Here is a 24,315-nt window from a genome sequence, read left to right as displayed (position 1 = left end):
GGCTGGGAGGGCCTCATCGCGGGCAAGCCCCATCCCACATGTTGAACGCAGTCCAACGGTGGGAGGGGGCTGGCCCGCGATGCGCGAAGCGCGGCTTTTATTTTTTCAGGTCTTCAGCACCTTGCAATGGTTCGTCGCCCAGCAGCAAGTCCTTGTCATGGCTGACCTGTTCCTCTTCGAACATGCGCCAGGTGCGGTCGCCTTCCACGCCGAGCAGCTCGACGAAACGGCGGCCTTCGACCTTGTCGGTGACCTGGCCGAGGTAGCGCCCGGGTTCGCTGGGGCTGAGGGCCAGGTTGATCTTGCGATCCTTCTCCGGCTGGGTTGGGGAAATCAGGTTCAGTTCCAGGGTCGCCGGGTTGCTGTTGCCGGTCAGGTGCACCTCGACTTCGCCGGTCAGCTCGTCCAGGTGCACCTTGGCGCGCAGTTGCAGGATCTGGGCCAGTAGCTCGCGGTCCAGGGAGCGGTTGATGCCTTTGCCGGCCTCGTAGTAGTTGTCGTTGACCAGGTTGTCCGGGTTGTTCACCGCGATGGTGACCATGGACAAGGTCAAGGTCACCGAGCAGGCCAGGATGCCAATGATGATCCAGGGCCAAAGGTGCTTGTACCAGGGGCTTGCGGCAGTTGCTGCAGGCATTGTTCTGCTCTCTGTTTAGCGGACTTGGGGGCCGATGAATCGGCTCTTGGCTTCAATACGAACACTCTCGTCATCGGCGTCGGTGAGGATGAATTTGACCTCGTTGGTGCTCGACGGCAATTGTTCCGGCGCGCTTGACAGCTCCACCGGCATGCTGACGATGTCGCCGGCGGCCACCTTGATTTCGCGCCGGCCTTGCAGCTTGAGGTCCGGCAGGCCGGCGGCGTCGAGCACGTAAGTGTGGTCGCGCTGGTCCTTGTTCATGATCTTGAGGCTGTAGACGTTTTCGATGCGCCCCTCGGCGTTTTCGCGGTACAGCACGCGGTCTTTGCTGACGTCGAAACCCACCAGCGAGCGCATGAAAAACGCCGCCGCCAACAGGCCGATCATCGCCAGCAACACCAGCGCATACCCGATCAGGCGTGGGCGCAGCTTATGGGTTTTCTGCCCGGACAGGTTGTGCTCGGTGGTGTAGCTGATCAGGCCGCGGGGGTATTCCATCTTGTCCATGATGGTGTCGCAGGCATCGATACAGGCCGCGCAGCCGATGCACTCGATTTGCAGGCCGTCGCGGATATCGATACCGGTCGGGCACACCTGCACGCACATCGTGCAGTCGATGCAATCGCCCAGGCCCTGGGCCTGGTAGTCGATACCTTTTTTGCGCGGGCCACGCACCTCGCCACGGCGCGGGTCGTAGGAGACGATCAGGGTGTCCTTGTCGAACATCACGCTCTGGAAGCGTGCGTAAGGGCACATGTAGATGCACACTTGCTCGCGCAGCCATCCGGCGTTGCCGTAGGTGGCGAGGGTGAAGAAGCCGACCCAGAAATACGACCAGCCATCGGCCTGGCCGGTGAAGAAGTCGAACACCAGTTCGCGGATCGGCGAGAAGTAGCCGACGAAGGTCATGCCGGTGGCAAAACCGATCAATAGCCAGAGTGTGTGCTTGCTGAATTTGCGCAGGAATTTGTTGGCGCCCATGGGCGCTTTGTCGAGCTTGATGCGCTGGTTGCGGTCGCCTTCGGTGACCTTTTCGCACCACATGAAGATCCAGGTCCACACGCTTTGCGGGCAGGTATAGCCACACCACACGCGCCCGGCGTACACCGTGATAAAGAACAGGCCAAACGCCGCAACAATAAGGATGCCCGAGAGCAGGATGAAGTCCTGGGGCCAGAAGGTTGCGCCGAAAATAAAGAATTTACGCTCCGGCAGGTTCCACCACACGGCCTGGTGGCCACCCCAGTTCAGCCACACGGTGCCGAAGTAGAGCAGGAACAACCCGGCGCCGCCGAGCATGCGCAAATTGCGAAACAGGCCGGTGAAGGCGCGTGTGTAGATTTTCTCTCGTGGCGCGTAGAGGTCGACAGTGCTGCTGGCGTTTTTGGCAGGCGGGGTAACGTCATGTACCGGTATCTGGTTGCTCATCATTGCATCCCACGGCGGTGGAGATTTGCCTCGGCCAGTACGTGCCAACCGGGGTCAAATTAAGGGTGTTGCAGTGGCGTAATGATACGCCCCAGATCCCCCTCAAAGGGTGCGACCTTTGGTCGCGTAGGGGAAAATCAATTGATGGTGTACGTGACCTGGATCAATTGACAGGGGAAGTATGGACGGTTTTGCGTGGCTGTCAGTCGAACCAACGAAGTAATTGATCAACGGGCGCATAGGATTTTTTGATTTGGCGTGTCGGGAATTAACAATGTCGACGTCGCCGATTTCTGAAATGACGTGTTGCGTTTTCTTTATGAACCTAACTGCTCGTGATGCCACAGAACAGTATCTTCTCCATGAAGGGGAAGGATAATAGAGCAGAGGTTAAGTTATGAAAGTTGAAGGCGCCGCGATTGGCTTGGTAAACCAGAATAGTATTAAGCCGGGCAGTGATAATGCGAGTTTAAAATCCCCGGTCGACGACAGTGTGTTTCGTTCTATGAGTGCGCAGTACATGGGCGAGATGTTGTTTTTTCAGTTTAAAAAACTCACTGATCCCAAGACTAATGATCAGTACATAACCCGAGACTCTCTCTATCAGGCAGCGTATTCAAATAAACGGGACGGCCTGCCGGAGTACGAAAAGTCAATGGTTAAGGAACTTTTGCGTCGTCCGGCGCTTTTGGAGCGACTCGATATCGGTCAGGACGGTAAGCTCGATAACAAAATTGACATAGGAAATGTCCGTTTGGTTATGAAGTCCAAGGAGTATGGTGCGCTCAAGTCCGAAAGTGATACTTACCTTGGTAAGCAGCTACAGGCAGGTTTCGAAAAATTTGCCGACCCGAATGAAAAAGGCTTCATCACTACGTCTTCGCTCAGGCAAGCGGCTAAAGGTGTCGAAGGATTTACAGCTAAAGATTCGCTATTGGCATCCGAGGTTTTACGGCGTGGTCTAGTGCTGGAGGGTCTTGCTGCTGATCGTAACGGGGAGTTGGATAATAAGACAGGTCAGGTAAATATTCAGAATGTCACTGCGGCAAGTGATGATAATGTATTTAAATCCATGTCAGACGACGAAATCACCCTGAAATTTATTTCTAGTTTCGAGCGGTTCCTGGGGCCGAGGGGTGGTTTTCTACTCTCGTATGAATCCTTGGAGAATATTGCAAATTCACAGGGGGGTGGTTCGTTCTCTGCTGAGGATTCTGCGTTTGCGCGTGAGCTGTTAAGCCGCAAACCGCTTATGAAGAGCTTTGAGTTTACTTGGAGCGGAAAACTGTCCTCCGCCACTGCAAAGAGCGTGTTCGTAGAGAAAAATCTTCACCACTTTGAGCAAGACTACAGCACGGGTCCCACGTTTGCAGGTAAGGGGCAGCGAGTTGCATATGACAAGGATGGGCGTGAGCTGGCGCGATATGACTATAAAAATGATCCAACAAAATTCGGCCAAGGTAGTTGGGTGATGCGTTTGCCGTAACTCGGTTCAGTAAGTCAAACGATTTTTTGGGACCGTATATGTCTTGATTGATCTCGCGATTGAAAATGACGAAGCCCCGCACAGCTTAATTGCACTGTGCGGGGCTTTGCTTTTGGCAGGGCCGACTGCTTTTCAGCAGGCCATGACGCCATGCGGCAGGCTGTACGCACGCGCCGGCAAATGCACCTTGTCCTTGCCTTGCGAGCGCAGCACAAGTTTATAGCGATTAAGTGTGTATGAATCTGTCTGTAAGTTTCTATGTATTTTGGGAACGTGGCGCGGTGAAATGAACACTCACTTGTCACCTGCTTCCATGTCGGGAGTAGGATAATTTACAGTGAGATTACTTTTGGATATTTCTACAACGCTGGCAAACTCCAATCCTTTGAATTCTTCGGCCGAAAGTTTCGACCACATACGCGCAGCGCTTAAAGAACTTTCAAACTTTTACATGAGCCTGGATAACTTTTCATTGGCCCTGCTGCTGGGTCAAAACCTGCAACGGTTTTCGGATCCGGAACAGCCAGGTTTCATCACTGCAGATTTCCTGGGGCTTATCGTCAAAGGCGAGGGTGGTAACAAGTTTACCCAGGCAGATCAGGCGCTCGCGCTGGAAATCCTATCGCGTGATGGGTTTGTCTCGGGTATTGATCTGGACAGTAATAACCAGAAAGACGGAAAGTTTGATTTGAGCGATATCCATCGATACATGGATTCGCTGTAACAGCGCCAATAAGTTGTCCGCACCTGCCTCCATGGATTAGTCAGTGTTATTGCAGATGAGTCTGGATGTTGTCGGAAGGCGAAGTAGTTTCGCGCTCAAATAAAAAACAGCCCCGCCAATGAAGACTGGCGGGGCTGTTTTTGTGTCAGTGCGTTACTTTGCGTCTGCCGGCTTATCCCCATGGGACAGGCTGTAAACATACGCCGCGAGCAAGTGCACTTTGTCATTGCCTTGCAACAGTTCCTGAGCAGGCATTTGACCCTGACGGCCATAACGGATGGTTTGCTGCAACTGAGCGAAGCTCGAACCGTAGATGAATGCACCCGGGTGGGTCAGGTCCGGCGCGCCCATTGCCGGGGTGCCTTTACCGGCAGGTCCGTGACAGGCCACGCAGTTGGCGGCGAAGAGTTTCGCGCCGTTTTCCACATCGGCCTTGGTACCTTCCGGCAGCTTGCGGCCGTCGAGGTTGGTCACCACAAACCCGGCCACGTCGGCCACGCCTTGCTCGCCGATGACCTCGGCCCAGGCCGGCATCACCGCGTGGCGGCCTTTCATGATGGTTTCCTTGATGGTTGCCGGTTCGCCGCCCCAGCGCCAGTCGGCGTCGGTCAGGTTGGGGAAGCCGTAGGCGCCCTTGGCGTCGGAGCCGTGGCACACCGAGCAGTTGGAGGCGAACAAGCGGCCACCCATCTTCAAGGCCTGCGGGTCCTTGGCCACTTCCTCAATCGGCATCGCCGCGAATTTGGCGAAGATCGGCCCGAACCTGGCTTCCGACTTGGCCATTTCCTTTTCCCATTCGTGCACGCCGGTCCAGCCGGTCTGGCCGTTGGCAAATGGGGTTTGCTTGTCGTTGTCGAGGTAGTTGTAGCCCGGCAGCAAGCCTTTCCAGTTGCCCAGGCCCGGGTACAGCGCCAGGTAGCCGAGGGCGAAGATGATGGTGCCGACGAACAGCATGAACCACCATTTTGGCAGCGGGTTGTCGTACTCCTCGATACCGTCGAACGAGTGGCCGACGGTTTCGTCCGTCTGCTCGGCGCGCTGGCCCTTGCGGGTCGACAGCAGCAGCCAGGTCAGGGCGAAAATGGTACCCAGACTGAGGACTGTGACGTACAGACTCCAGAACGTAGTCATTCTTTGTTACTCCTAGACGCTTGCTCGACGTGCTTGATGGCTTCGGGGTCATCCGCGAAGGGCAGCATGGTCGCGTCGTCAAACTCCGACTTGCGTTTGGGGCTGAACACCCACAACGCCAGGCCGATAAAGGCCACCATCACGACAACGGTGCCCAGGCCACGAATCATCCCGATATCCATGAAGATCACCGTTTGCTTTTGATGATGGTGCCAAGGCCTTGCAGATAGGCCACCAGTGCGTCCATTTCGGTCTTGCCCTTCACGGCTGCGGCTGCACCGGCGATGTCTTCGTCGGTGTAGGGCACGCCCAGGGTGCGCAAGACTTCCATCTTCTTCGCGGTGTCCTTGCCGTCGAGCTTGTTTTCCACGAGGAACGGGTACGCCGGCATTTTCGACTCAGGCACCACGTTGCGCGGGTTGTACAAGTGCGCACGCTGCCAGTCATCGGAGTAACGCCCACCGACCCGGGCCAGGTCCGGGCCGGTGCGCTTGGAGCCCCACAGGAAGGGGTGGTCCCACACGCTTTCGCCGGCGACCGAGTAGTGGCCGTAGCGTTCGGTTTCAGCGCGGAACGGGCGGATCATCTGCGAGTGGCAACCCACGCAACCGTTGGCGATGTAGACGTCGCGGCCTTCGAGTTCAAGCGCGGTGCGCGGCTTCATGCCTTCGACCGGCTTGTTGGTCACGTCCTGGAAAAACAGCGGGACGATCTGGGTCAGGCCGCCGATGCTCACGGCGATGACCATGAAGAAGGCCAGCAGGCCGATATTCTTCTCGACTACTTCATGCTTCATCAGTGCGCTCCCACAACGGCGATCTTGGCGGCAGCTTCAGCTTGCGCAGGGTCGGAGGCACGCACGGTGCGCCAGACGTTGTAGGCCATGAGCAACATGCCGCTGGCAAAGAACGCACCGCCCAGGGCGCGGACGATGAAACCAGGGTGGCTGGCTTGCAGCGCTTCGACGAAGGAGTAGGTGAGGGTGCCGTCATCGTTGATCGCACGCCACATCAGACCCTGGGTGATGCCGTTGACCCACATCGACGCGATGTAGAGCACGGTGCCGATGGTGGCGAGCCAGAAGTGCGCGTTGATCAGCCCGACGCTGTGCATCTGCACGCGGCCGAACAGTTTGGGGATCATGTGGTACAGCGCGCCGATGGAGATCATCGCGACCCAGCCCAGAGCGCCGGCGTGCACGTGGCCGATGGTCCAGTCGGTGTAGTGGGACAGCGAGTTGACGGTCTTGATCGCCATCATCGGCCCTTCAAAGGTCGACATGCCGTAGAACGCCAGCGAAACCACCAGAAAGCGCAGGATCGGGTCGGTGCGCAATTTATGCCAGGCGCCCGACAGGGTCATCATGCCGTTGATCATGCCGCCCCAGCTCGGGGCCAGCAGGATGATCGACATCGCCATGCCCAACGACTGCGCCCAGTCCGGCAGTGCGGTGTAGTGCAAGTGGTGCGGGCCGGCCCAGATGTACAGGGTGATCAGCGCCCAGAAGTGCACGATGGACAGGCGATACGAGTAGATAGGGCGTTCGGCCTGTTTGGGCACGAAGTAGTACATCATCCCGAGGAAACCGGTGGTCAGGAAAAAGCCCACGGCGTTGTGGCCGTACCACCACTGGATCATCGCATCCGTCGCCCCGGCGTAGGCCGAGTAGGACTTGAACAGGCTCACCGGCAGCGAGGCGTGGTTGACGATGTGCAGCATCGCCGTCACCAGGATAAAGGCGCCGTAGAACCAGTTGCCCACATAGATGTGCTTGGTCTTGCGCTTGACGATGGTGCCGAAGAACACCACGGCGTAGGTCACCCAGACGATGGCGAGCAAAATTGCGATCGGCCATTCCAGCTCGGCGTATTCCTTGGTGGTGGTGTAGCCCAGCGGCAGGGTGACGATGGCGCCGACGATAACGGCTTGCCAGCCCCAGAAGGTGAAGGCCGCAAGGCCGTCCGAGATGAGTCGCGTCTGGCAGGTACGCTGCACGACATAGTAGGAGGTAGCAAACAGTGCACATCCGCCGAAGGCGAAGATCACCAGGTTGGTGTGCAGCGGGCGCAGGCGGCCGAAGGTTGTCCATGGCAAACCGAAATTCAATTCCGGCCACACCAGTTGCGAGGCGATGAACACCCCGAGCCCCATGCCAAGGATCCCCCAGACCACCGTCATGATGGCGAACTGGCGGACTACCTTATAGTTATAAGCAGTCGGACTGATTGCTGTGCTCATTCTAAGGTTCCACGGTTTAGGTTTTTTTATAGTTGAAATCGGCCGCAAGTATGGACAAACCGAGGGGCCATTGCAACGCAATGGCTGACCTGTATCAATGCGTTCCGGGCCAGATTCTGCGCCCTTTCCATGTTTGGCGTAAGGACAAAATCAGAAATCGAAAGCTGATCAAGTGGACAAGAATTTTTCCAGGCCGCGACGGATACCGTTGCGTACGCCAAAACCGCCCGCTGTGCAGCAAGCGTAGACCCGAATGGCAGGGGGGGAAAGTTGTGCTTTGGAAGGGGTGCGACACTCGGTCACGCAGCGCGTGGCTCAGTCAAGAGTGAGCGATGATCCTGTGGCGAGGGAGCTTGCTCGCGTTCGACAGCGAAGCTTGCGTCGGCTTCTAGGGGCCGCTTCGCAGCCCAACGGGAGCAAACTCCCTCGCCACAGGTAGATCTGCCGCCCCGGATTGGAGCGGCAGTCAGAGGTTACTGCGCTTGGCTTTCTGGCGTTGCGCCATCAGCGTTGTGGGACAGGCTGTAAACGTAGGCGGCGAGCAGATGCACCTTGTCATTACCCTGCAGCACGTCCTGTGCTGGCATCTGGCCCTGGCGGCCGTGGCGGATGGTCTGCTGCAACTGGGCCACGCTGGTGCCGTAGATATACCCGGCCGGTTTGGTCAGGTCCGGCGCGCCCATGGCTTCCATGCCGTGGCCTTCTGGCCCGTGGCACGCGACGCAGGTGGTGTTGAAGGCTGCCTGGCCTGCCGCCAGGTCGGCAGTGCTGTCAGCGGGCAAGGGCAGCTTGGCCAGGTCGTGACGAACATAGGCGGCGACGTTTTTCACGCCGTCGTCGCCGAGCATGTCACCCCAGGCCGGCATTGCCGCGTGGCGACCGTTGAGGATGGTGGTCTTGATCGCTTCGGCCGAACCGCCCCAGCGCCAGATGTTGTCGGCCAGGTTCGGGAAGCCGAACGCACCCTTGGCATCCGAGCCGTGGCACACCGCGCAGTTGGAGGCGAACAGGCGACCGCCCATTTTCAGCGCCTGCGGGTCCTTCGCCACGTCTTCCACGGGCATGGCCGAGAATTTGGCAAAGATCGGCCCGAATCGGGTGTCGGCCTTGGCCATTTCCTTGTCCCATTCCTTGGCCGAGGTCCAGCCGTCTTCATAGCCCGGCAGTACGCCTTTCCAGTTGCCCAGGCCCGGGTAGAGGACCAGGTAGCCGACCGCGAACACCAAGGTGCCGGCGAACAGCATGAACCACCACTGGGGCAGCGGGTTGTCGTATTCCTCGATACCGTCGAAGGCGTGGCCCATGGTCTGGTCGACGCTGCCCTTGGTCTCGCCCTTGCGGGTGCCGATCAAGAGCCAGGTCAGGCCGATCAGGCTGCCGAGGGTCAGTACGCAGATCCATGTACTCCAGAATAGGGTCATGGCTGAGTGCTCCTTGTTGCAGGCGCTTCTTGAGCGTCGGATGGAAGAGGTTCATCGGCGAAGGGCAACAGGCGGGCCTGCTCGAATTCCGCATTGCGCCGGTTGTTGAACACCCACAGCGACAAGCCGATAAAGGCGATGGCGACCACCAGCGTGCCGAGGCCGCGGATGGTGCCCGCATCGAATTCAAATCCCATGGCTCACCTCTTGCTCTTGATGGCAGTGCCGAGCACTTGCAGGTACGACACCAGCGCGTCCATCTCGGTCTTGCCCTTGAGGCTGGCCACTGCGCCACTGATGTCGTCGTCGGTGTACGGCACACCGAGGGTGCGCATCACCTTCAACTTGGTCTCGGTGTGGCTGCTGTCGACCTGGGCCGTGACCAGCCACGGGTAGGCTGGCATCTTCGACTCGGGCACCACGTTGCGCGGGTTGTACAAGTGCGCGCGGTGCCAGTCGTCCGAGTAGCGCGCGCCGACGCGCGCCAGGTCCGGCCCGGTGCGCTTGGAGCCCCACAGGAACGGGTGGTCCCACACGCTTTCGCCCGCTACCGAATAGTGGCCGTAGCGCTCGGTTTCGGCGCGGAACGGGCGGATCATCTGCGAGTGGCACTGCACACAGCCTTCGCGGATGTAGATGTCGCGGCCTTCCAGCTGCAGCGCGGTGTAGGGCTTCATGCCTTCCACCGGCTTGTTGGTCACGTCCTGGAAGAACAGCGGGACGATCTGGGTCAGGCCGCCGATGCTCACGGCGAGCACCATGAGCAGCATCAGCAGGCCGACGTTCTTTTCAATCGTTTCGTGTTTCATCACAGACTCCTCAGGCCATCTGCGCGACAGGGGTGGCTTCGACAGGCTGCGCCGAACGCACGGTGCGCCATGTGTTGTAAGCCATCAGGAACATGCCGCTGAGGAACACCGCACCGCCCACCAACCGCACGATGAAGCCTGGGTGGCTGGCCACCAGGGTTTCGACGAAGGAGTAGGTCAAGGTGCCGTCTTCGTTGACCGCACGCCACATCAGGCCCTGGGCGATGCCGTTGACCCACATCGAGGCGATGTAGAGCACGGTGCCGATGGTGGCCAGCCAGAAGTGCGCGTTGATCAGGCCGAGGCTGTACATCTGCTCGCGCCCGAAGATTTTCGGGATCATGTGGTACAGCGCGCCGATGGAGATCATCGCCACCCAGCCGAGGGCGCCGGCGTGTACGTGGCCGATGGTCCAGTCGGTGTAGTGGGAGAGGGCGTTGACGGTCTTGATCGCCATCATCGGGCCTTCGAACGTCGACATGCCGTAGAAGGCCAGGGAGACGACGAGGAAGCGCAGGATCGGGTCGCTGCGCAACTTATGCCAGGCACCCGAGAGGGTCATCATGCCGTTGATCATGCCGCCCCAGCTGGGTGCCAGCAGTACCAGGGACATGACCATGCCCAGCGATTGCGCCCAGTCCGGCAGCGCGGTGTAGTGCAAGTGGTGCGGGCCGGCCCAGATGTACAGGGTGATCAGCGCCCAGAAGTGCACGATGGACAAGCGATACGAATACACCGGACGTTCGGCCTGCTTGGGCACGAAGTAGTACATCATCCCCAGGAAACCTGCGGTGAGGAAAAAGCCTACCGCGTTATGCCCATACCACCACTGCACCATGGCATCCGTCGCACCGCCGTAGAGGCTGTAGGACTTGGTCAGGCTGACCGGGATTTCCAGGTTGTTGACGATATGCAGGATGGCCACGGTGATGATGAACGCACCGAAGAACCAGTTACCCACGTAGATGTGCTTGGTGGTGCGCTTCATGATCGTGCCGAAGAACACCACGGCGTAGGCGACCCAGACGATGGTGATCAGGATGTCGATCGGCCATTCCAGCTCGGCGTACTCCTTGGAGCTGGTGTAGCCCAGCGGCAAGCTGATCGCCGCCAGCAAGATCACCAGCTGCCAGCCCCAGAAGCAGAACGCGGCGATTTTCGGCGCAAACAGCTGCGCCTGGCAGGTGCGTTGCACCGAGTAGAACGAGCTGGCAAACAGCGCGCAGCCACCGAAGGCGAAGATCACCGCGTTGGTGTGCAGCGGACGCAGTCGACCGAAGCTGGTCCAGGGCAAATCGAAGTTGAGCGCGGGCCAGACCAATTGGGCAGCGAGAAAAACCCCGAGCCCCATGCCGACGATGCCCCACACCACCGTCATAATGGCGAATTGGCGGACCACCTTGTAGTTATAGGCGGTACTTAAAGTAGTGTTCATGGTTCCCCATCCACGGTTCAACCCAAGCAAATGCGGCACTTGGGCTGGAGTTATAGGCAGACTAAATAGCGAGGCAAGCATGGGCAAAGAGCACAAGGCCAGTATTGACGGGGATCAATGGGCGCAGTGTGTGCGTGAACGCGGCTGGTTGTGGGATGCGGCAACCGGGTCTATCGCGCGTGCGCCTGTCACCCTGATCCTGGCCCACGGCGCCGGTGCACCGATGGACTCAGCGTTCATGAACGACATGGCTGCACGCCTTGCCGGGCACGGCGTGAACGTGTTGCGCTTCGAGTTTGCGTACATGGCCCAGCGGCGCCTGGATGGCGGCAAACGCCCGCCCAATCCGGCGCCAAAACTGCTGGAGGCGTGGCGTGAGGTGTATGCCGAGGTGCGACGTCATGTCGCTGGGAAGCTGGCGGTTGGCGGCAAGTCCATGGGCGGACGCATGGCCAGTCTGCTGGCCGATGAACTGGGCGCTGACGCGCTGGTGTGCCTGGGCTATCCGTTCTATGCGGTGAGAAAGCCGGAAAAACCACGGGTCGAGCATCTGGCGGGGTTGAAGACGCCGACGTTGATTGTGCAGGGGGAGCGCGATGCGTTGGGTAATCGGGCGGCAGTGGAGGCGTATGTGTTGTCACCGAGCATCGAGCTGATGTGGCTGGTGGCGGGGGATCATGATTTGAAACCGTTGAAGGCTTCGGGGTTTAGTCATGAGCAGCATTTGGAGGCTGCTGCAGGGAAAGTGGCTGGGTTTTTGGGTGGTCTGTAGGGCCCCATCGGGGGCAAGTCGAATCGTCGCACCGCCCCTCCCACATTTAACCGCGTACATCTTTTGGAATGCGGTCAAAATGTGGGATGGGGCTTGCTCCCGATAGCGGTATCAGCGGTTAAAACGCTCCACCAGCGAGTACTGAGTATTCGCGGTATGCGTCAGCTCTTCACTCAACTGCGCCGAGTTCAACGCCTGCTCTGACGTCTGGTCCGCCAATAGCGCAATCGTGCTGATATTGCGGCTGATCTCTTCGGCCACCGAGCTTTGCTCTTCGGTCGCGGCGGCGATCTGGGTGGTCATGTCGGTGATGTGCGCCACCGCTTCGCTGATACCCACCAGCGCCTGGTCCGCCTCCATCACCCGCGCTACACCCTCTTCGGCCTGGCGATGCCCGGCGTCCATGGTTTGCACGGCAGCGGCGGCGGTGTGCTGCAGCTTGGCGATCAGGGCATGGATCTGCCCGGTCGATTCAGCCGTGCGCTGCGCCAGTTGACGGACTTCGTCAGCCACCACCGCAAAACCACGGCCCATTTCACCGGCGCGCGCCGCTTCGATGGCCGCGTTGAGCGCCAGCAGGTTGGTCTGGTCGGCGATGCCTTTGATCACATCGACCACGCCGCCGATTTCATCGCTGTCTTTGGCCAGCTGGGTGACGGTCACGCCGGTCTCGCCCACGGCCACCGACAGACGCTGAATCGCCTCGCGGGTTTCCCCGGCGATGTCGCGGCCACGGCCGGTCAGGCGATTGGCTTCCTGGGTGGCGTCGGCCGTGCGCTGCACGTGGCTGGCGACTTCCTGGGTAGTGGCCGCCATCTGGTTGACGGCGGTGGCCACCTGTTCGGTTTCCACACGCTGGCGTTCCAGGCCGCTGGAGCTGTTGTGCGCCAGGGTATTGGATTGCGCCGCTTGCTCGTTGAGGTGTTCGGCAGTGTCCTGCAACCGGGTAAGACAGGTCTTCAGACGCGCCTCCTGGCTGAGGATCGACATCTCCAGGCGCGCCTGGGCGCCACGGCTGTCGGTGTACATCTGCGCGATCAACGGGTCGGAAGTGGTCTGCTCGGCCAGGCGCAGCAAGCGCTTGAGGCCGCGCTGTTGCCAGCTCAGGCCCAGCAGGCCCAACGGCACCGACAAGCCCGCCGCCAGGGCAAAACCCCATTGCGAGGTCAGGGTGGCGCCGATCATGAAGCTCAATTGGCTGATCAGGATAAACGGCAGCCAGTCCTGCAACACCGGCAGCCACTTGTCCCGCTGGGGAACGGCCGACTTGCCCTGGTTGATGCGTTGGTAGAGCGCTTCGGCGCGGCGGATCTGCTCGGCGGTGGGCTTGATGCGCACCGATTCGTAGCCGACCACCTGGTTGCCTTCGAAGACAGGCGTCACATAGGCGTTAACCCAGTAGTGGTCACCGGTCTTGCAGCGATTCTTGACAATGCCCATCCATGGCAAGCCTTGTTTGAGCGTGGTCCACATATGCCCGAACACTGCGGCCGGAACATCCGGGTGACGCACCAGGTTGTGTGGCGCGCGGAGCAGTTCTTCGCGGGTGAACCCACTGATCTCGACAAACGCGTCGTTACAGTAGGTGATCACACCCTTGGCATCCGTGGTGGAGATCAACCGTTGCTGAGCGGGGAAGGTACGTTCGCGCTGGGTAACGGGTTGGTTATTACGCATGATTGTTCAATCCGCAAGGCTTTCAGGGGTTATCGGCCCTGAAGGGGATTTATTTAACTTATTTTTGCAACAATCGGCCAACCCGCCCCGGGCGCAGTACCAGCCACAAGGCCCCCGCAATCAACACCCCGCCATACACATGCGCCATCGACAGCGGCTCATCCAGCAGTAGCGCGCCCCACAGCACACCAAAGGGCGGAATCAGAAAGGTGGTGGTCATGGACCGCACCGGACCGATGGCGGACAGCAAGCGAAAGTACAGGACATAAGCCAGTGCCGTACACACCAACCCCAGCCCCAGCAGCGACGACCACACCTGCCAGCCACCCCAGCTCGCGGGTGGATGGCTGATGGCGTTGTAGGCAAAGAACGGCAACAGAAACAGGGTGGCGCCGAGCATGCTGCCCAGCGCCGACAGGCGACTGTCGAGGCCGCCACGCTGGTCGAGCCAGCGGCGCGCGAGGAAACCGGCAAAGCCATAGCAAGTGGTGGCGACCAGGCAGGCCAGCGCGCCCATCAGCAATTGCAGGTCGAAGGCCACCGGCCCGGCACGGGTCAGCACACCCACGCCGAACAGGCCCAGGCACACGCCGGCGACTTTGGAGGGGGTGAGGCGTTCGCTGAAAAACAGCCCGCCGATCAACACGCCCATCAACGGCGTGGTGGCATTGAAGATCGCCGAGTAACCCGCCGGCAGGACCTGGGCCGCCACCGAGTACATGGTCGCCGGCACGCCGGAGTTGATCACCCCCAGCAGCAGGACCGTCTTGAATTTGCCCTGGAAATCCCAGCTCACGCGCATCATCGCCAGAATCACCAGCAACCCGGCGGCGGCAATCGACACGCGAAAAAACGCCGTCGGCACCGGACCGATTTCCGGCGCGATGATGCGCATGAACAGAAAGCTCGCGCCCCAGATGGCGGCGAGCCCGAGCAGGTACAGGGTGTCGACAGGTCTCACGGGGAACTCCCACATCACTAAGGCCGCGAGTGTGACCAGTGGCCTGCCCTGACACAATCACTGTTTAAAGGACGAATCGCGTCACCATGCCGTTAAGGTCCACTGCCAGGCGTGACAGCTCCTGGCTGGCGGCCGAGGTCTGGGTGGCGCCGGCGGCGGTCTGCGTGGACAGGTCGCGAATGTTCACCAGGCTGCGGTCCACATCGCGCGCGACCAGCGCCTGCTGTTCGGCGGCACTGGCGATCACCAGGTTGCGCTGGCTGATCTGCGAGATGGCCGCGGTGATTTTTTCCAGCGCGCTGCCGGCGCTGTTGGCCCGTTGCAGCGTCTGGCCCGCGTGGTCGGCGCTGCTGTTGAGCGCCTCGACGGTGGCCTGGGTGCCTTGCTGGATACCGGTAATCATCTGCTCGATTTCTTCGGTGGAGTCCTGGGTGCGCTGTGCCAGCGAACGCACCTCGTCGGCCACCACCGCGAAACCACGCCCGGCCTCACCGGCCCGCGCGGCTTCAATCGCCGCATTGAGCGCCAGCAGGTTGGTTTGCCCGGCAATGCCACGGATCACCTCCAGCACCTTGCTGATGTCCTGGGCCTGTACCGCCAGGCCTTCGGCCTTGTTCGACGCGCCGAGCACTTCGTCCACCAGGTTCTGGATCGAGCTGATGGTTTCGCTGATCTGGTAGTGGCCGTGCTTGCTGTCTTCATCCGAAGCCTTGGACGCTTCGGCGCTGGACACCGCATTGCCCGCCACCTCGTCCACGGCCGCGCTCATCTCGGTCACGGCGGTGGCGGCCTGTTCGATCTCATCGTTCTGCGCTTGCAGGCCACGGGTGCTTTGTTCCATCACCGAACTCATCTCTTCGGCGGCGGAGGCCAGCTGTTGCGCCGACTCGCTGATGCCACGGATGGTGGTTTGCAGCTGCGTCTGCATGGTCGCCAGGGCGCCGAGCAATTGGCCCGGTTCGTCGTTGCCGCTGACGGCAATCGGCTGGCTCAAGTCGCCGGCGGCGATGGTCCGGGCCACGGTCAACGCTTGGCCGAGTGGCGCGGTGATGCTGCGGGTCAGCAGCCAGGCCAGCAGCAAGGTGGCGATCAGCGCGACCACGATGATCAGGCCGACAATCCACTGCGCGCTCGTATACATCTGCGCCGCTGAATCGGCGGCGGCCTGGACGCCGTTCTGGTTGAAGACGATCAGGTCTTCCAGGCTCTGGTTGAGGAGTGTGCCTTGTGGCGCGAGACGGCTGTTCAACAGGTCGATGGCGTCTTGCTGTTGGTCCTTGTCCACCAGGGCGACCATTTGAGTAACGATGCTGAGGTAGGTGGCGATGTTGCCTTTCACCTTATCCAGCAGCGCGCGTTCGTCGTCGCTTTTGAGCAGGCTTTCGTGGCGCTCCAGCAGGGTTTGCAGCTCGCTGCGGTGGCGGGTGAGCAGGCTTTGGCTGGCGTCACGGACCCGCGACTCATCGGTCGTTGCCATGCGCAACGCCTCCAGGCGGATGCTGGCCACGTAGGCCGCACTGTCGTGGACGTTCTCGATGCTCGGCATCCACGACTCTTCGATGACCAGCGCGCTTTCGCGCAGCTTGGCCATCTGGCCCAGACCAAACAGGCCGACAATCACCAGCAAGCTGGCCAAAACCCCAAAACTCAGACTGGCGCGCAAACCGATCCGCATGTTCCTCAATGACATCTCAATGCTCCTTGGGCGATTAGAACCTGCTCCCGGATCGGTCTTCTGACCTTGTTAGGGTGGGAGAGGGCGCGCTGTATATCAAAGTGCCACTAAGGTGGTAATCAGGGTTTCCCTTAGTTGGATCCAAAGTTTCAATCAACCATGGTATTCAGGCTGGCTCGCAAAGTTTCGGGCTCAAGCGGGCAAGCCCCGGCGCTAAAGGCTTGTGGTTGAAACAACGTGCGACTTTCTGGTGCGCTTATTGACCGGACGGTCGAATTAAAAAAATTGCAAAAAAATGTACGAATTGAACAAAGTTGTACAAGGCGGGGCAAAAAATCATCCTTCTCCTGTTTGCCTACACTGGCTAAGCTCAGGGCTTCCAGATGCCCGCTCGAGGTTTCCTGCATGTCGCCCAACACGCCCGCCCTCGCCATCGCCCACAGGATCCTTGAAGGCTTCGACGATTACCGCGAACACTTCCGGCAGATCACCGATGGCGCCCGCGAACGTTTTGAAAAGGCCCAGTGGCAGCAGGGCCAGGCGGCGTCAGCGGCGCGCATCAACCTGTATGAAGAGAAGGTCGTTGAAGTCACCGCCGGCCTGCGCGCCAGTGTCGACGAGGCGCACTTGCTGGATATCGACCTTTGGCCCCTGGTGAAAAGCGCCTACATCGGCCTGATCGACCTGCGCTTCGACGATGAGCTGTCCGAAACCTGGTACAACTCGATCTTTTGCGGTCTGTTCAGCCATGACCTGATCAGCGACGGCTGCATGTTCATCCACACCACCCGCCCGAGCCCGAGCCTGCGCCGCGCGCGCGCAGCGCAAACCCGCACTTACACGCCGGCCGGGCAGATCGCCGGGATGCTCGCGCAGGTGTTTGCCGATTACCGTTTCAATGAGCCGTATGCCGACCTCGCCGCCGACCTGCGCCGCCTCGAAGCGCAACTGCGCGAGAACCTGCCCGACTGGGTGTGCAAAGACCCGGACCTGGGCGTCGAGCTGTTTTCCTCGGTGCTCTACCGCAACAAAGGCGCCTACCTGGTAGGGCGCATTTACACGCGCGAGGAACAATGGCCGCTGGTGATCCCGCTGCTGCACCGCGAAGGGCAGGGCATCCAGATCGATGCGTTGATCACTGACGAAGCCGAGGTGTCGATCATCTTTTCGTTCACCCGCTCCTACTTCATGGTCGACGTGCCGGTGCCGGCGGAATTCATCGGCTTTCTCAGGCGCATCCTGCCGGGCAAACACATCGCCGAGTTGTACACCTCGATTGGTTTCTACAAGCATGGCAAGTCGGAGTTCTACCGCGCGCTGATCAACCACCTGGCGACCACCGACGACCAATTCATCATGGCGCCCGGCGTGCGTGGCATGGTCATGAGCGTGTTTACCCTGCCGGGCTTCAACACCGTGTTCAAAATCATCAAGGACCGCTTTTCGCCGTCGAAAAACGTCAACCGCGCCACGGTCATCGAAAAATACCGCCTGGTAAAAAGCGTCGACCGCGTCGGGCGCATGGCCGACACCCAGGAGTTTGCCGACTTCCGTTTCCCCCTGAGCAAATTCGAGCCCGAATGCCTGGCCGAATTGCTCGATGTGGCCGCTGGCACCGTCGAGGTTGAAGGCGACACGGTGCTGATCCGCCACTGCTGGACCGAACGGCGGATGACCCCGCTGAACCTTTACCTGGAAAACGCCAACCCCGCCCAGGTGCGCGAAGCCCTGGAAGATTACGGCCTGGCGATCAAGCAACTGGCGGCGGCGAATATCTTCCCGGGCGACATGTTGCTCAAGAACTTCGGCGTCACCCGTCATGGCCGCGTGGTGTTCTACGATTACGACGAAATCTGCTTTCTCACCGAAGCCAACTTCCGGCACATCCCCGCACCGCGCACACCCGAGGACGAAATGGCCTCCGAACCCTGGTACTCGATCGGCCCGCTGGACGTGTTCCCGGAAGAATTCCCGCCGTTCCTGTTTGCCGACGCCGGCCAGCGCAAGCTGTTCGACGAGTTGCATGGCGAGCTGTACAACGCCGATTACTGGAAAGGCCTGCAGGAAGCGATTCGCGCCGGCAAGGTGATCGACGTGTTCCCGTACCGGCGCAAGGGCACGCTGTAAACGCCTGATCCTGTGGGAGGGGGCTTGCCCCCGATAGCGGTGGCTCAGTCACTGATATGTTGACTGACACACTGCTATCGGGAGCAAGCCCCCTCCCACATTTACATCGCCGTCTGCCAGATAAGCTGCTTTTCTGCCACACTTGCCGGCCGTGCATAAATAGACGACCTGCAAAGTACCTGATGACTGACCAAGCGCCTGCTATCGACCAACTGCTGAAAAACCTCGATCACGCCATGCTCGCCGACCGCCACCGCTTGCGGCGCCAGCTGCTTGAGCTGCGCAAGAAGCCCGACGAGGAGAAGCTGGCGCAGTGGGTCACGCGCATGCAGGCGTCCTGCGCCCAGGTCACGGCGCGGCGCGCCAGCCTGCCGGTGATCCGCTATGACGACAGCCTGCCCATCGCCGCCAAGCGTGACGAGATCAAGGACGCGCTGCTCAAGCATCAGGTGCTGATCATTGCCGGTGAAACCGGCTCGGGCAAAACCACCCAGCTGCCCAAGATCTGCCTGGAGATCGGCCGCGGCCAGTACGGCCTGATCGGCCACACCCAGCCACGCCGGATCGCCGCGCGCAGCGTCGCCAGCCGCGTTGCCGAAGAGTTGGCTACGCCACTCGGTGCGCTGGTCGGCTATCAAGTGCGCTTCGAGGACCAGAGCGACTCCAATACGCTGATCAAACTGATGACCGACGGCATCCTGCTGGCCGAAACCCAGAACGACCGCTACCTGGAACGCTACGACACGATCATCGTCGACGAAGCCCACGAACGCAGCTTGAACATCGACTTCCTGCTCGGCTACCTGAAAACCCTCTTGCCGCGTCGCCCTGACCTGAAAGTCATCATTACCTCGGCGACCATCGACCTGGAGCGCTTTTCCAAGCACTTCGATGATGCGCCGATCGTCGAAGTCTCGGGCCGCACCTTCCCGGTCGACACCTGGTACCGCCCGCTGACCCTGGAGCAGGACGAAGAGGGCAACCGCGTCGAGGATGACTTGACCGTCGATCAGGCGATCCTCGCCACCCTCGATGAAATCGCCGCCTATGAGCGCAGCGAGCGCCGCAGCCCTGGCGATGTGCTGGTGTTTCTGCCGGGCGAGCGCGAGATTCGCGACGCCGCCGAAATGCTGCGCAAGGCCCAGCTCAAGCACACCGAAATCCTGCCGTTGTACGCGCGCCTGTCGCCGGCCGAACAGCAGCGCATTTTCCAGTCGCACCCGGGCCGCCGTGTGGTGTTGGCGACCAACGTCGCCGAAACCTCGCTGACCGTGCCGGGCATTCGCTACGTGATCGACAGCGGCACCGCGCGCATCAGTCGCTACAGCTACCGCGCCAAGGTGCAGCGCCTGCCGATCGAGGCGATTTCCCAGGCCAGCGCCAACCAGCGCAAAGGCCGTTGCGGCCGGGTCGAGCCGGGCATCTGCATTCGTTTGTACAGCGAAGAAGACTTCATCGGCCGCCCGGAATTTACCGACCCGGAGATTCTGCGCACCAACCTTGCCGCCGTAATCCTGCAGATGCTGCACCTGCGCCTGGGCGAGATCACCGACTTCCCGTTTATCGAGCCGCCGGACGGCAAGGCCATCAGCGACGGTTTCAACCTGCTGCAAGAGCTGTCGGCGGTGGACCGCAACAGTCAGCTCACACCGTTGGGCCGCCAGCTGGCGCGCCTGCCGGTGGACCCGCGCATGGGCCGCATGCTGCTCGAAGCGGCCAAGCTCGGCAGCCTGCAGGAAGTGCTGATCGTCGCCAGTGCCATGTCGATCCAGGACCCGCGCGAGCGCCCACCGGAGCGTCAGCAAGCTGCCGACCAGGCCCACGCCCAGTGGAAAGACCCGGATTCGGATTTCGCCGGGCTGGTCAATCTATGGCGCGGTTTTGAAGAGCAACGCCAGGAACTGACCGCCAGCCCGCTGCGCAACTGGTGTCGCAAGAATTTCCTGAATTACCTGCGCCTGCGCGAGTGGCGTGACTCCCATCGCCAGCTGAGCCTGATCTGCCGCGACATGCAGCTGACCGTCAACAAAGAGCCGGCGGACTTTGCCAAGTTGCACAAAGCCGTGTTGTCCGGCTTGCTCAGCCAGATTGGCCAGAAAACCGAAGACGGCGATTACCTTGGCGCGCGTCAGCGGCGCTTCTGGATTCACCCCTCATCGGGCATCGGCAAAAAACGCCCGCAATGGCTGATGACCGCCGAACTGGTAGAAACCACCAAGCTCTACGCGCGCATGGTGGCGAAGATCGATGCCGACTGGATCGAGCCGCTGGCCGGGCACCTGATCAAGAAAAACCACTTCGAACCGCACTGGGAGAAGAAGCGCGGCCAAGTGGTGGCGTTCGAGCAGATCACGCTGTTCGGGTTGATCGTGGTCGGGCGCCGACCGGTGCATTACGGGCCGATCGACCCGGTGGTGTCGCGCGAGCTGTTTATCCGCGAAGGCCTGGTGCGTGGCGAGATCCAGTCCCGAGCCAAATGCCTGACGGCCAACCAGCAATTGCTCGAGCAGCTCGACGAGCTGGAAGCCAAGGCCCGCCGTCGTGACATCCTGGCCGATGAAGAAACCCTGTACGCCTTCTACGATGCGCGCCTGCCGGCGGAGATCCACCAGACCGCCACCTTCGACAGTTGGTACAAGGTCAACAGCCAGAAAGACCCGCAGCTGCTGATCATGCGCGAAGAAGACGTGCTGGCCCGCGAAGCCAGTGAAGTCACCGCCGCGCATTACCCGGACACCTTGCACCTGGGCGACCTGGCGCTGGCCTTGAGTTACCACTTTGAACCCAACCACCCACGCGACGGCGTGACCCTGCGCGTGCCGGCGCCGCTGCTGCCGGCATTGCCGCCGGAGCGCCTGGAATGGTTGGTGCCGGGGGTGATCGAAGCCAAGTGCATCGCCCTGGTGCGCAACCTGCCCAAGGCGCTGCGCAAGAACTTTGTGCCGGTGCCGGATTTCGTCAGGGCGGCGTTGCAACGTATCGACTTCGGCCAGGGCTCGCTGCCCCAGGCGCTGGGCCGCGAACTGCTGCGCATGACCGGTGCGCGGGTCAGCGATGAAGCCTGGGCCGAAGCCGCGCAGCAGGTGGAAAACCACCTCAAGATGAACCTCGAAGTGGTCGACGCCCAGGGCAAGTTCCTCGGCGAAGGCCGTGACCTGGCCGAGCTGACCGCACGTTTCGCCGAAGCCAGCCAGGCCGCTCTGGCCGTGCCGCAGACCGCGAAAAGTCAGCAACCGGTGGAAGCCAAGGTGTTTGCCGCGGTGGCCGAAACCACCCAGCAAAACATCGCCGGTCTCAAGATGACGGTCTACCCGGCCCTGGTCGAAGAAAACGGCACGGTCAAGGAAGGGCGCTTTTCGACCGCCGCCGAGGCTGAGTTCCAGCACCGCCGCGCCTTGCAGCGCCTGCTGATGCAGCAACTGGCGGAACCGGCGAAATTTTTGCGCGGCAAATTGCCCGGCCTTACCGAGTTGGGCCTGATGTACCGCGAGCTGGGGCGCATTGACGCATTGGTCGAAGACATTCTGCTGGCCAGCCTCGACACCTGCGTGCTCGAAGGCGAAGCCAGTTTGCCGCGTGACGGTGCCGGCCTGGCCGCGTTGGCGGAACGCAAGCGCGGCAGCTGGACCGAACACGCCGAGCGCCTGGCGCGCTTGACCCTGGAAGTGCTGAAGCTCTGGCACGGCCTGCAAAAGCGCTTCAAAGGCAAGATCGACCTGGCCCAGGCCGTGGCCCTGAACGACATCAAGCAGCAACTGAGCAACCTGGTGTACCCAGGGTTTGTGCGCGAAACCCCGGCGCAGTGGTTCAAGGAGTTGCCGCGTTACCTCAAGGCCATCGAGCTGCGCCTGGAGAAGTTACCTGGCCAGGTGCAAAAGGATCGGGTGTGGAGCAGCGAGCTGGGTGGGTTGTGGGCGCAGTACCAGAACCGCCTCAACAAACATGCCCAGGAAGGCAAGCGCGATCCAGAGCTGGCGCTTTACCGCTGGTGGTTGGAGGAATACCGGGTGTCGTTGTTCGGCCAGCAGCTGGGCACCAAAGTGCCGATTTCCGACAAGCGTTTGAGCAAGCAATGGAGCCAGGTCGAGGCCTGACCACGACGCAGCCCCTTTGTGGCAAGCGAGCTTGTGTGGCGAGCGGGCTTGCCCGCGTTGGGCTGCGCAGCAGCCCTAAAACCTGCTGACCGGATTTTTCTGGTGCACCGCGGTGAAAGTATGGGGCTGCTGCGCAGCCCAACGCGGGCAAGCCCGCTCGCCACACAAGCCTGCTTGCCACACCAAGGCTGCTCGCTATAAAAGCGGTTTCAGCTGCTTTACGCGGGATATGGCGCCAAATCCCCGGGGTTGTGGCAAACTTCGCGGTTATAAATGCCGGGATCGTCGTAGCAGCGGCGCGATGGAATAAAGCGTTGCCAGTTTGACGCCGCTGGACGGCATCGAACTACTTACAGTTTGGTACGACGGTACCAATATCTTCTCTGCCTGACAGATTTAGAGGAACGACCGTGCATAACGTCGTCATCAGCGGCACTGGCCTGTACACCCCGGCCAACAGCATCTCCAACGAAGAGCTGGTGCAGTCTTTCAATGCCTACGTGCAGCAGTTCAACAGCGACAACGCCGCCGCCATCGAGCGCGGTGATGTGCAGGCACTGACCGAGTCGAGCGCCGCCTTTATCGAAAAGGCCTCGGGCATCAAGAGCCGGTTTGTGATGGACAAGGACGGCATCCTTGACCCGCAACGCATGGCACCGCGCCTGCCGGAGCGCAGCAACGACGAGTGGTCGGTGCTCTGCCAGATGGCCATTGGCGCCGCTGAGCAAGCCCTGCAGCGGGCCGGCAAGACCGCCGCCGACATCGACGGTGTGATCGTTGCCTGTTCCAACCTGCAGCGTGCCTACCCGGCCATCGCCATCGAGGTCCAGGAAGCGCTGGGCATTGCCGGCTTCGGTTTCGACATGAACGTGGCGTGTTCCTCGGCGACCTTCGGCATCCAGAACGCAGCCAACAGCATCCAGCTGGGCCAGGCCCGGGCGATCCTGATGGTCAACCCGGAGGTCTGCACCGGCCACCTCAATTTCCGTGACCGCGACAGCCACTTCATCTTTGGCGATGCCGCCACAGCGGTCGTCCTCGAGCGCGCGGACCTGGCCACCTCCGAGCACCAGTTCGACGTGGTGAGCACCAAGCTGCTGACCAAGTTCTCGAATAACATCCGCAACAACTTCGGCTTCCTCAACCGCACGGCGGAAGAGGGCGTCGGCGCGCCGGACAAGCTGTTCGTGCAGGAAGGCCGCAAGGTTTTCCGTGATGTCTGCCCGATGGTTGCCGAGCTGATCGGCGTGCACCTGGAAGAAAACCAGTTGAACGTGACCGACGTGAAGCGCTTCTGGCTGCACCAGGCCAACCTGAGCATGAACCACCTGATCGTGAAGAAACTGCTGGGCCGCGAAGCCACCGTGGAAGAAGCGCCGGTCATCCTCGATACGTACGCCAACACCAGCTCGGCGGGTTCGGTGATTGCTTTCCACACCTACCAGGACAACTTGCCCAAGGGCTCCGTCGCGGTACTCAGTTCGTTTGGCGCGGGTTATTCGATCGGAAGCGTGATCCTGCGCAAGCGCTGATTTGCAAGGCTGCGCGCTGATTTGGTTTGCACAGTCAAAGTGGCTGGCGAGTGACTCAGCGTCGATAAAGGCGGGGGTCAAGCAGGCTCGCGTGGGTGACTCGGACGGATGATGGGGACCGATCCACCCACGCAAGACTGTACAGCCACCTCGGGCCGTCCTGGC

The 24,315-nt window shown here is 60.8% G+C and carries 19 protein-coding genes; 6 read left to right on the top strand and 13 right to left on the bottom strand.

Annotated elements, in window-relative coordinates:
* Nucleotides 1-97: 97 nt before the first annotated feature.
* Nucleotides 98-637: a FixH family protein gene (locus tag GIW02_RS17280; RefSeq protein WP_236421955.1), complete on the bottom strand. Its 540-nt coding sequence runs from the start codon at nt 635-637 to the stop codon at nt 98-100.
* Between the two features lie 15 nt (nt 638-652).
* A complete protein-coding gene (ccoG, locus tag GIW02_RS17275; protein ID WP_236413635.1) occupies nt 653-2,068 on the bottom strand; it encodes a cytochrome c oxidase accessory protein CcoG in 1,416 nt (471 codons plus the stop codon).
* Between the two features lie 397 nt (nt 2,069-2,465).
* Here ccoG and GIW02_RS17270 point away from each other — a divergent pair, with 397 nt between their 5' ends.
* Together GIW02_RS17270 and GIW02_RS17265 are read left to right on the top strand one after the other, a co-directional pair.
* Nucleotides 2,466-3,554 carry a hypothetical protein gene (locus GIW02_RS17270; RefSeq protein ID WP_236413633.1) on the top strand — a complete coding sequence of 363 codons (1,089 nt, stop codon included), beginning with the start codon at nt 2,466-2,468 and terminating at the stop codon, nt 3,552-3,554.
* Nucleotides 3,555-3,903: 349 nt separating this feature from the next.
* Complete coding sequence (locus GIW02_RS17265; protein WP_236413631.1) at nt 3,904-4,278, top strand: hypothetical protein; 375 nt, start codon at nt 3,904-3,906, stop codon at nt 4,276-4,278.
* A 153-nt stretch (nt 4,279-4,431) separates the two neighbouring features.
* Here the strand turns inward: GIW02_RS17265 and ccoP (GIW02_RS17260) are convergent, their stop codons facing one another.
* The 8 genes from ccoP (GIW02_RS17260) to ccoN (GIW02_RS17225) all read right to left on the bottom strand — a co-directional run bounded on the left by ccoP (GIW02_RS17260) (nt 4,432) and on the right by ccoN (GIW02_RS17225) (nt 11,312).
* A complete protein-coding gene (ccoP, locus tag GIW02_RS17260; RefSeq protein ID WP_236413629.1) occupies nt 4,432-5,409 on the bottom strand; it encodes a cytochrome-c oxidase, cbb3-type subunit III in 978 nt (325 codons plus the stop codon).
* A complete protein-coding gene (locus GIW02_RS17255; protein ID WP_016775513.1) occupies nt 5,406-5,591 on the bottom strand; it encodes a CcoQ/FixQ family Cbb3-type cytochrome c oxidase assembly chaperone in 186 nt (61 codons plus the stop codon). Before GIW02_RS17255 ends, ccoP (GIW02_RS17260) begins: the two co-directional genes overlap by 4 nt.
* Nucleotides 5,592-5,596: 5 nt before the next feature.
* Nucleotides 5,597-6,205, bottom strand: coding sequence for a cytochrome-c oxidase, cbb3-type subunit II (gene ccoO, locus GIW02_RS17250; protein ID WP_003193167.1), 609 nt, complete (start codon nt 6,203-6,205; stop codon nt 5,597-5,599).
* Nucleotides 6,205-7,647 (bottom strand): cytochrome-c oxidase, cbb3-type subunit I, encoded by a 1,443-nt coding sequence (gene ccoN / locus GIW02_RS17245; protein ID WP_236413627.1) that lies wholly within the window; start codon nt 7,645-7,647, stop codon nt 6,205-6,207. The genes ccoO (GIW02_RS17250) and ccoN (GIW02_RS17245) overlap by 1 nt, the downstream gene beginning before the upstream one ends.
* Before the next feature lie 473 nt (nt 7,648-8,120).
* Nucleotides 8,121-9,068, bottom strand: a complete 948-nt coding sequence (ccoP, locus tag GIW02_RS17240) for a cytochrome-c oxidase, cbb3-type subunit III (RefSeq protein WP_236413625.1) — start codon at nt 9,066-9,068, stop codon at nt 8,121-8,123.
* On the bottom strand, nt 9,065-9,265 hold the full coding sequence (locus GIW02_RS17235; protein WP_116626101.1) for a cbb3-type cytochrome c oxidase subunit 3: 201 nt from the start codon (nt 9,263-9,265) through the stop codon (nt 9,065-9,067). Before GIW02_RS17235 ends, ccoP (GIW02_RS17240) begins: the two co-directional genes overlap by 4 nt.
* 3 nt (nt 9,266-9,268) lie before the next feature.
* The gene (ccoO, locus tag GIW02_RS17230; RefSeq protein ID WP_034108140.1) at nt 9,269-9,877 is read right to left on the bottom strand and encodes a cytochrome-c oxidase, cbb3-type subunit II; all 609 of its coding nucleotides are present in this window, start codon (nt 9,875-9,877) and stop codon (nt 9,269-9,271) included.
* A gap of 10 nt (nt 9,878-9,887) precedes the next feature.
* Complete coding sequence (ccoN, locus tag GIW02_RS17225; RefSeq protein WP_236413623.1) at nt 9,888-11,312, bottom strand: cytochrome-c oxidase, cbb3-type subunit I; 1,425 nt, start codon at nt 11,310-11,312, stop codon at nt 9,888-9,890.
* Nucleotides 11,313-11,391: 79 nt separating this feature from the next.
* Between ccoN (GIW02_RS17225) and GIW02_RS17220 the strand changes: the two genes are divergently transcribed.
* Complete coding sequence (locus GIW02_RS17220; protein ID WP_236413622.1) at nt 11,392-12,084, top strand: alpha/beta family hydrolase; 693 nt, start codon at nt 11,392-11,394, stop codon at nt 12,082-12,084.
* 111 nt (nt 12,085-12,195) lie between these two features.
* On the opposite strand, the gene GIW02_RS17215 is transcribed toward GIW02_RS17220, so the two are convergent.
* The 3 genes from GIW02_RS17215 to GIW02_RS17205 all read right to left on the bottom strand — a co-directional run bounded on the left by GIW02_RS17215 (nt 12,196) and on the right by GIW02_RS17205 (nt 16,397).
* The gene (locus GIW02_RS17215; RefSeq protein ID WP_236413612.1) at nt 12,196-13,761 is read right to left on the bottom strand and encodes a methyl-accepting chemotaxis protein; all 1,566 of its coding nucleotides are present in this window, start codon (nt 13,759-13,761) and stop codon (nt 12,196-12,198) included.
* A gap of 58 nt (nt 13,762-13,819) precedes the next feature.
* A complete protein-coding gene (locus GIW02_RS17210; RefSeq protein WP_236413610.1) occupies nt 13,820-14,722 on the bottom strand; it encodes a DMT family transporter in 903 nt (300 codons plus the stop codon).
* A 64-nt stretch (nt 14,723-14,786) separates the two neighbouring features.
* Complete coding sequence (locus tag GIW02_RS17205; protein WP_456361601.1) at nt 14,787-16,397, bottom strand: methyl-accepting chemotaxis protein; 1,611 nt, start codon at nt 16,395-16,397, stop codon at nt 14,787-14,789.
* A gap of 405 nt (nt 16,398-16,802) precedes the next feature.
* On the opposite strand from GIW02_RS17205, the gene aceK reads away from it, so the two are divergent.
* The 3 genes from aceK (at nt 16,803) to GIW02_RS17190 (ending at nt 24,150) form a co-directional block, all read left to right on the top strand.
* Nucleotides 16,803-18,524: a bifunctional isocitrate dehydrogenase kinase/phosphatase gene (gene aceK, locus GIW02_RS17200; protein ID WP_236413597.1), complete on the top strand. Its 1,722-nt coding sequence runs from the start codon at nt 16,803-16,805 to the stop codon at nt 18,522-18,524.
* Nucleotides 18,525-18,706: 182 nt separating this feature from the next.
* On the top strand, nt 18,707-22,618 hold the full coding sequence (hrpA, locus tag GIW02_RS17195) for an ATP-dependent RNA helicase HrpA (RefSeq protein ID WP_236421953.1): 3,912 nt from the start codon (nt 18,707-18,709) through the stop codon (nt 22,616-22,618).
* Between the two features lie 410 nt (nt 22,619-23,028).
* On the top strand, nt 23,029-24,150 hold the full coding sequence (locus GIW02_RS17190) for a beta-ketoacyl-ACP synthase III (RefSeq protein ID WP_236413576.1): 1,122 nt from the start codon (nt 23,029-23,031) through the stop codon (nt 24,148-24,150).
* Nucleotides 24,151-24,315 lie beyond the last annotated feature (165 nt).

This window comes from Pseudomonas syringae (assembly GCF_021606685.1).
GTDB classification, from domain to species: domain Bacteria; phylum Pseudomonadota; class Gammaproteobacteria; order Pseudomonadales; family Pseudomonadaceae; genus Aquipseudomonas; species Aquipseudomonas syringae_R.
The sequence above is the reverse complement of the archived record's forward strand: the minus strand, read 5'-3'. Positions and strand labels throughout refer to the sequence as shown.

What these genes read in the sequence shown, in the direction of transcription:
- GIW02_RS17255 (WP_016775513.1), bottom strand. Translation starts at nt 5,591, where the DNA reads ATGGATATCGGGATGATTCGTGGCCTGGGCACCGTTGTCGTGATGGTG.
- hrpA (WP_236421953.1), top strand. Translation starts at nt 18,707, where the DNA reads ATGACTGACCAAGCGCCTGCTATCGACCAACTGCTGAAAAACCTCGAT.
- ccoP (WP_236413629.1), bottom strand. Translation starts at nt 5,409, where the DNA reads ATGACTACGTTCTGGAGTCTGTACGTCACAGTCCTCAGTCTGGGTACC.
- GIW02_RS17205 (WP_456361601.1), bottom strand. Translation starts at nt 16,397, where the DNA reads ATGCGGATCGGTTTGCGCGCCAGTCTGAGTTTTGGGGTTTTGGCCAGC.
- ccoN (WP_236413627.1), bottom strand. Translation starts at nt 7,647, where the DNA reads ATGAGCACAGCAATCAGTCCGACTGCTTATAACTATAAGGTAGTCCGC.
- GIW02_RS17220 (WP_236413622.1), top strand. Translation starts at nt 11,392, where the DNA reads ATGGGCAAAGAGCACAAGGCCAGTATTGACGGGGATCAATGGGCGCAG.
- ccoP (WP_236413625.1), bottom strand. Translation starts at nt 9,068, where the DNA reads ATGACCCTATTCTGGAGTACATGGATCTGCGTACTGACCCTCGGCAGC.
- GIW02_RS17215 (WP_236413612.1), bottom strand. Translation starts at nt 13,761, where the DNA reads ATGCGTAATAACCAACCCGTTACCCAGCGCGAACGTACCTTCCCCGCT.
- GIW02_RS17280 (WP_236421955.1), bottom strand. Translation starts at nt 637, where the DNA reads ATGCCTGCAGCAACTGCCGCAAGCCCCTGGTACAAGCACCTTTGGCCC.
- ccoN (WP_236413623.1), bottom strand. Translation starts at nt 11,312, where the DNA reads ATGAACACTACTTTAAGTACCGCCTATAACTACAAGGTGGTCCGCCAA.
- GIW02_RS17270 (WP_236413633.1), top strand. Translation starts at nt 2,466, where the DNA reads ATGAAAGTTGAAGGCGCCGCGATTGGCTTGGTAAACCAGAATAGTATT.
- ccoG (WP_236413635.1), bottom strand. Translation starts at nt 2,068, where the DNA reads ATGAGCAACCAGATACCGGTACATGACGTTACCCCGCCTGCCAAAAAC.
- aceK (WP_236413597.1), top strand. Translation starts at nt 16,803, where the DNA reads ATGTCGCCCAACACGCCCGCCCTCGCCATCGCCCACAGGATCCTTGAA.
- ccoO (WP_034108140.1), bottom strand. Translation starts at nt 9,877, where the DNA reads ATGAAACACGAAACGATTGAAAAGAACGTCGGCCTGCTGATGCTGCTC.
- ccoO (WP_003193167.1), bottom strand. Translation starts at nt 6,205, where the DNA reads ATGAAGCATGAAGTAGTCGAGAAGAATATCGGCCTGCTGGCCTTCTTC.
- GIW02_RS17235 (WP_116626101.1), bottom strand. Translation starts at nt 9,265, where the DNA reads ATGGGATTTGAATTCGATGCGGGCACCATCCGCGGCCTCGGCACGCTG.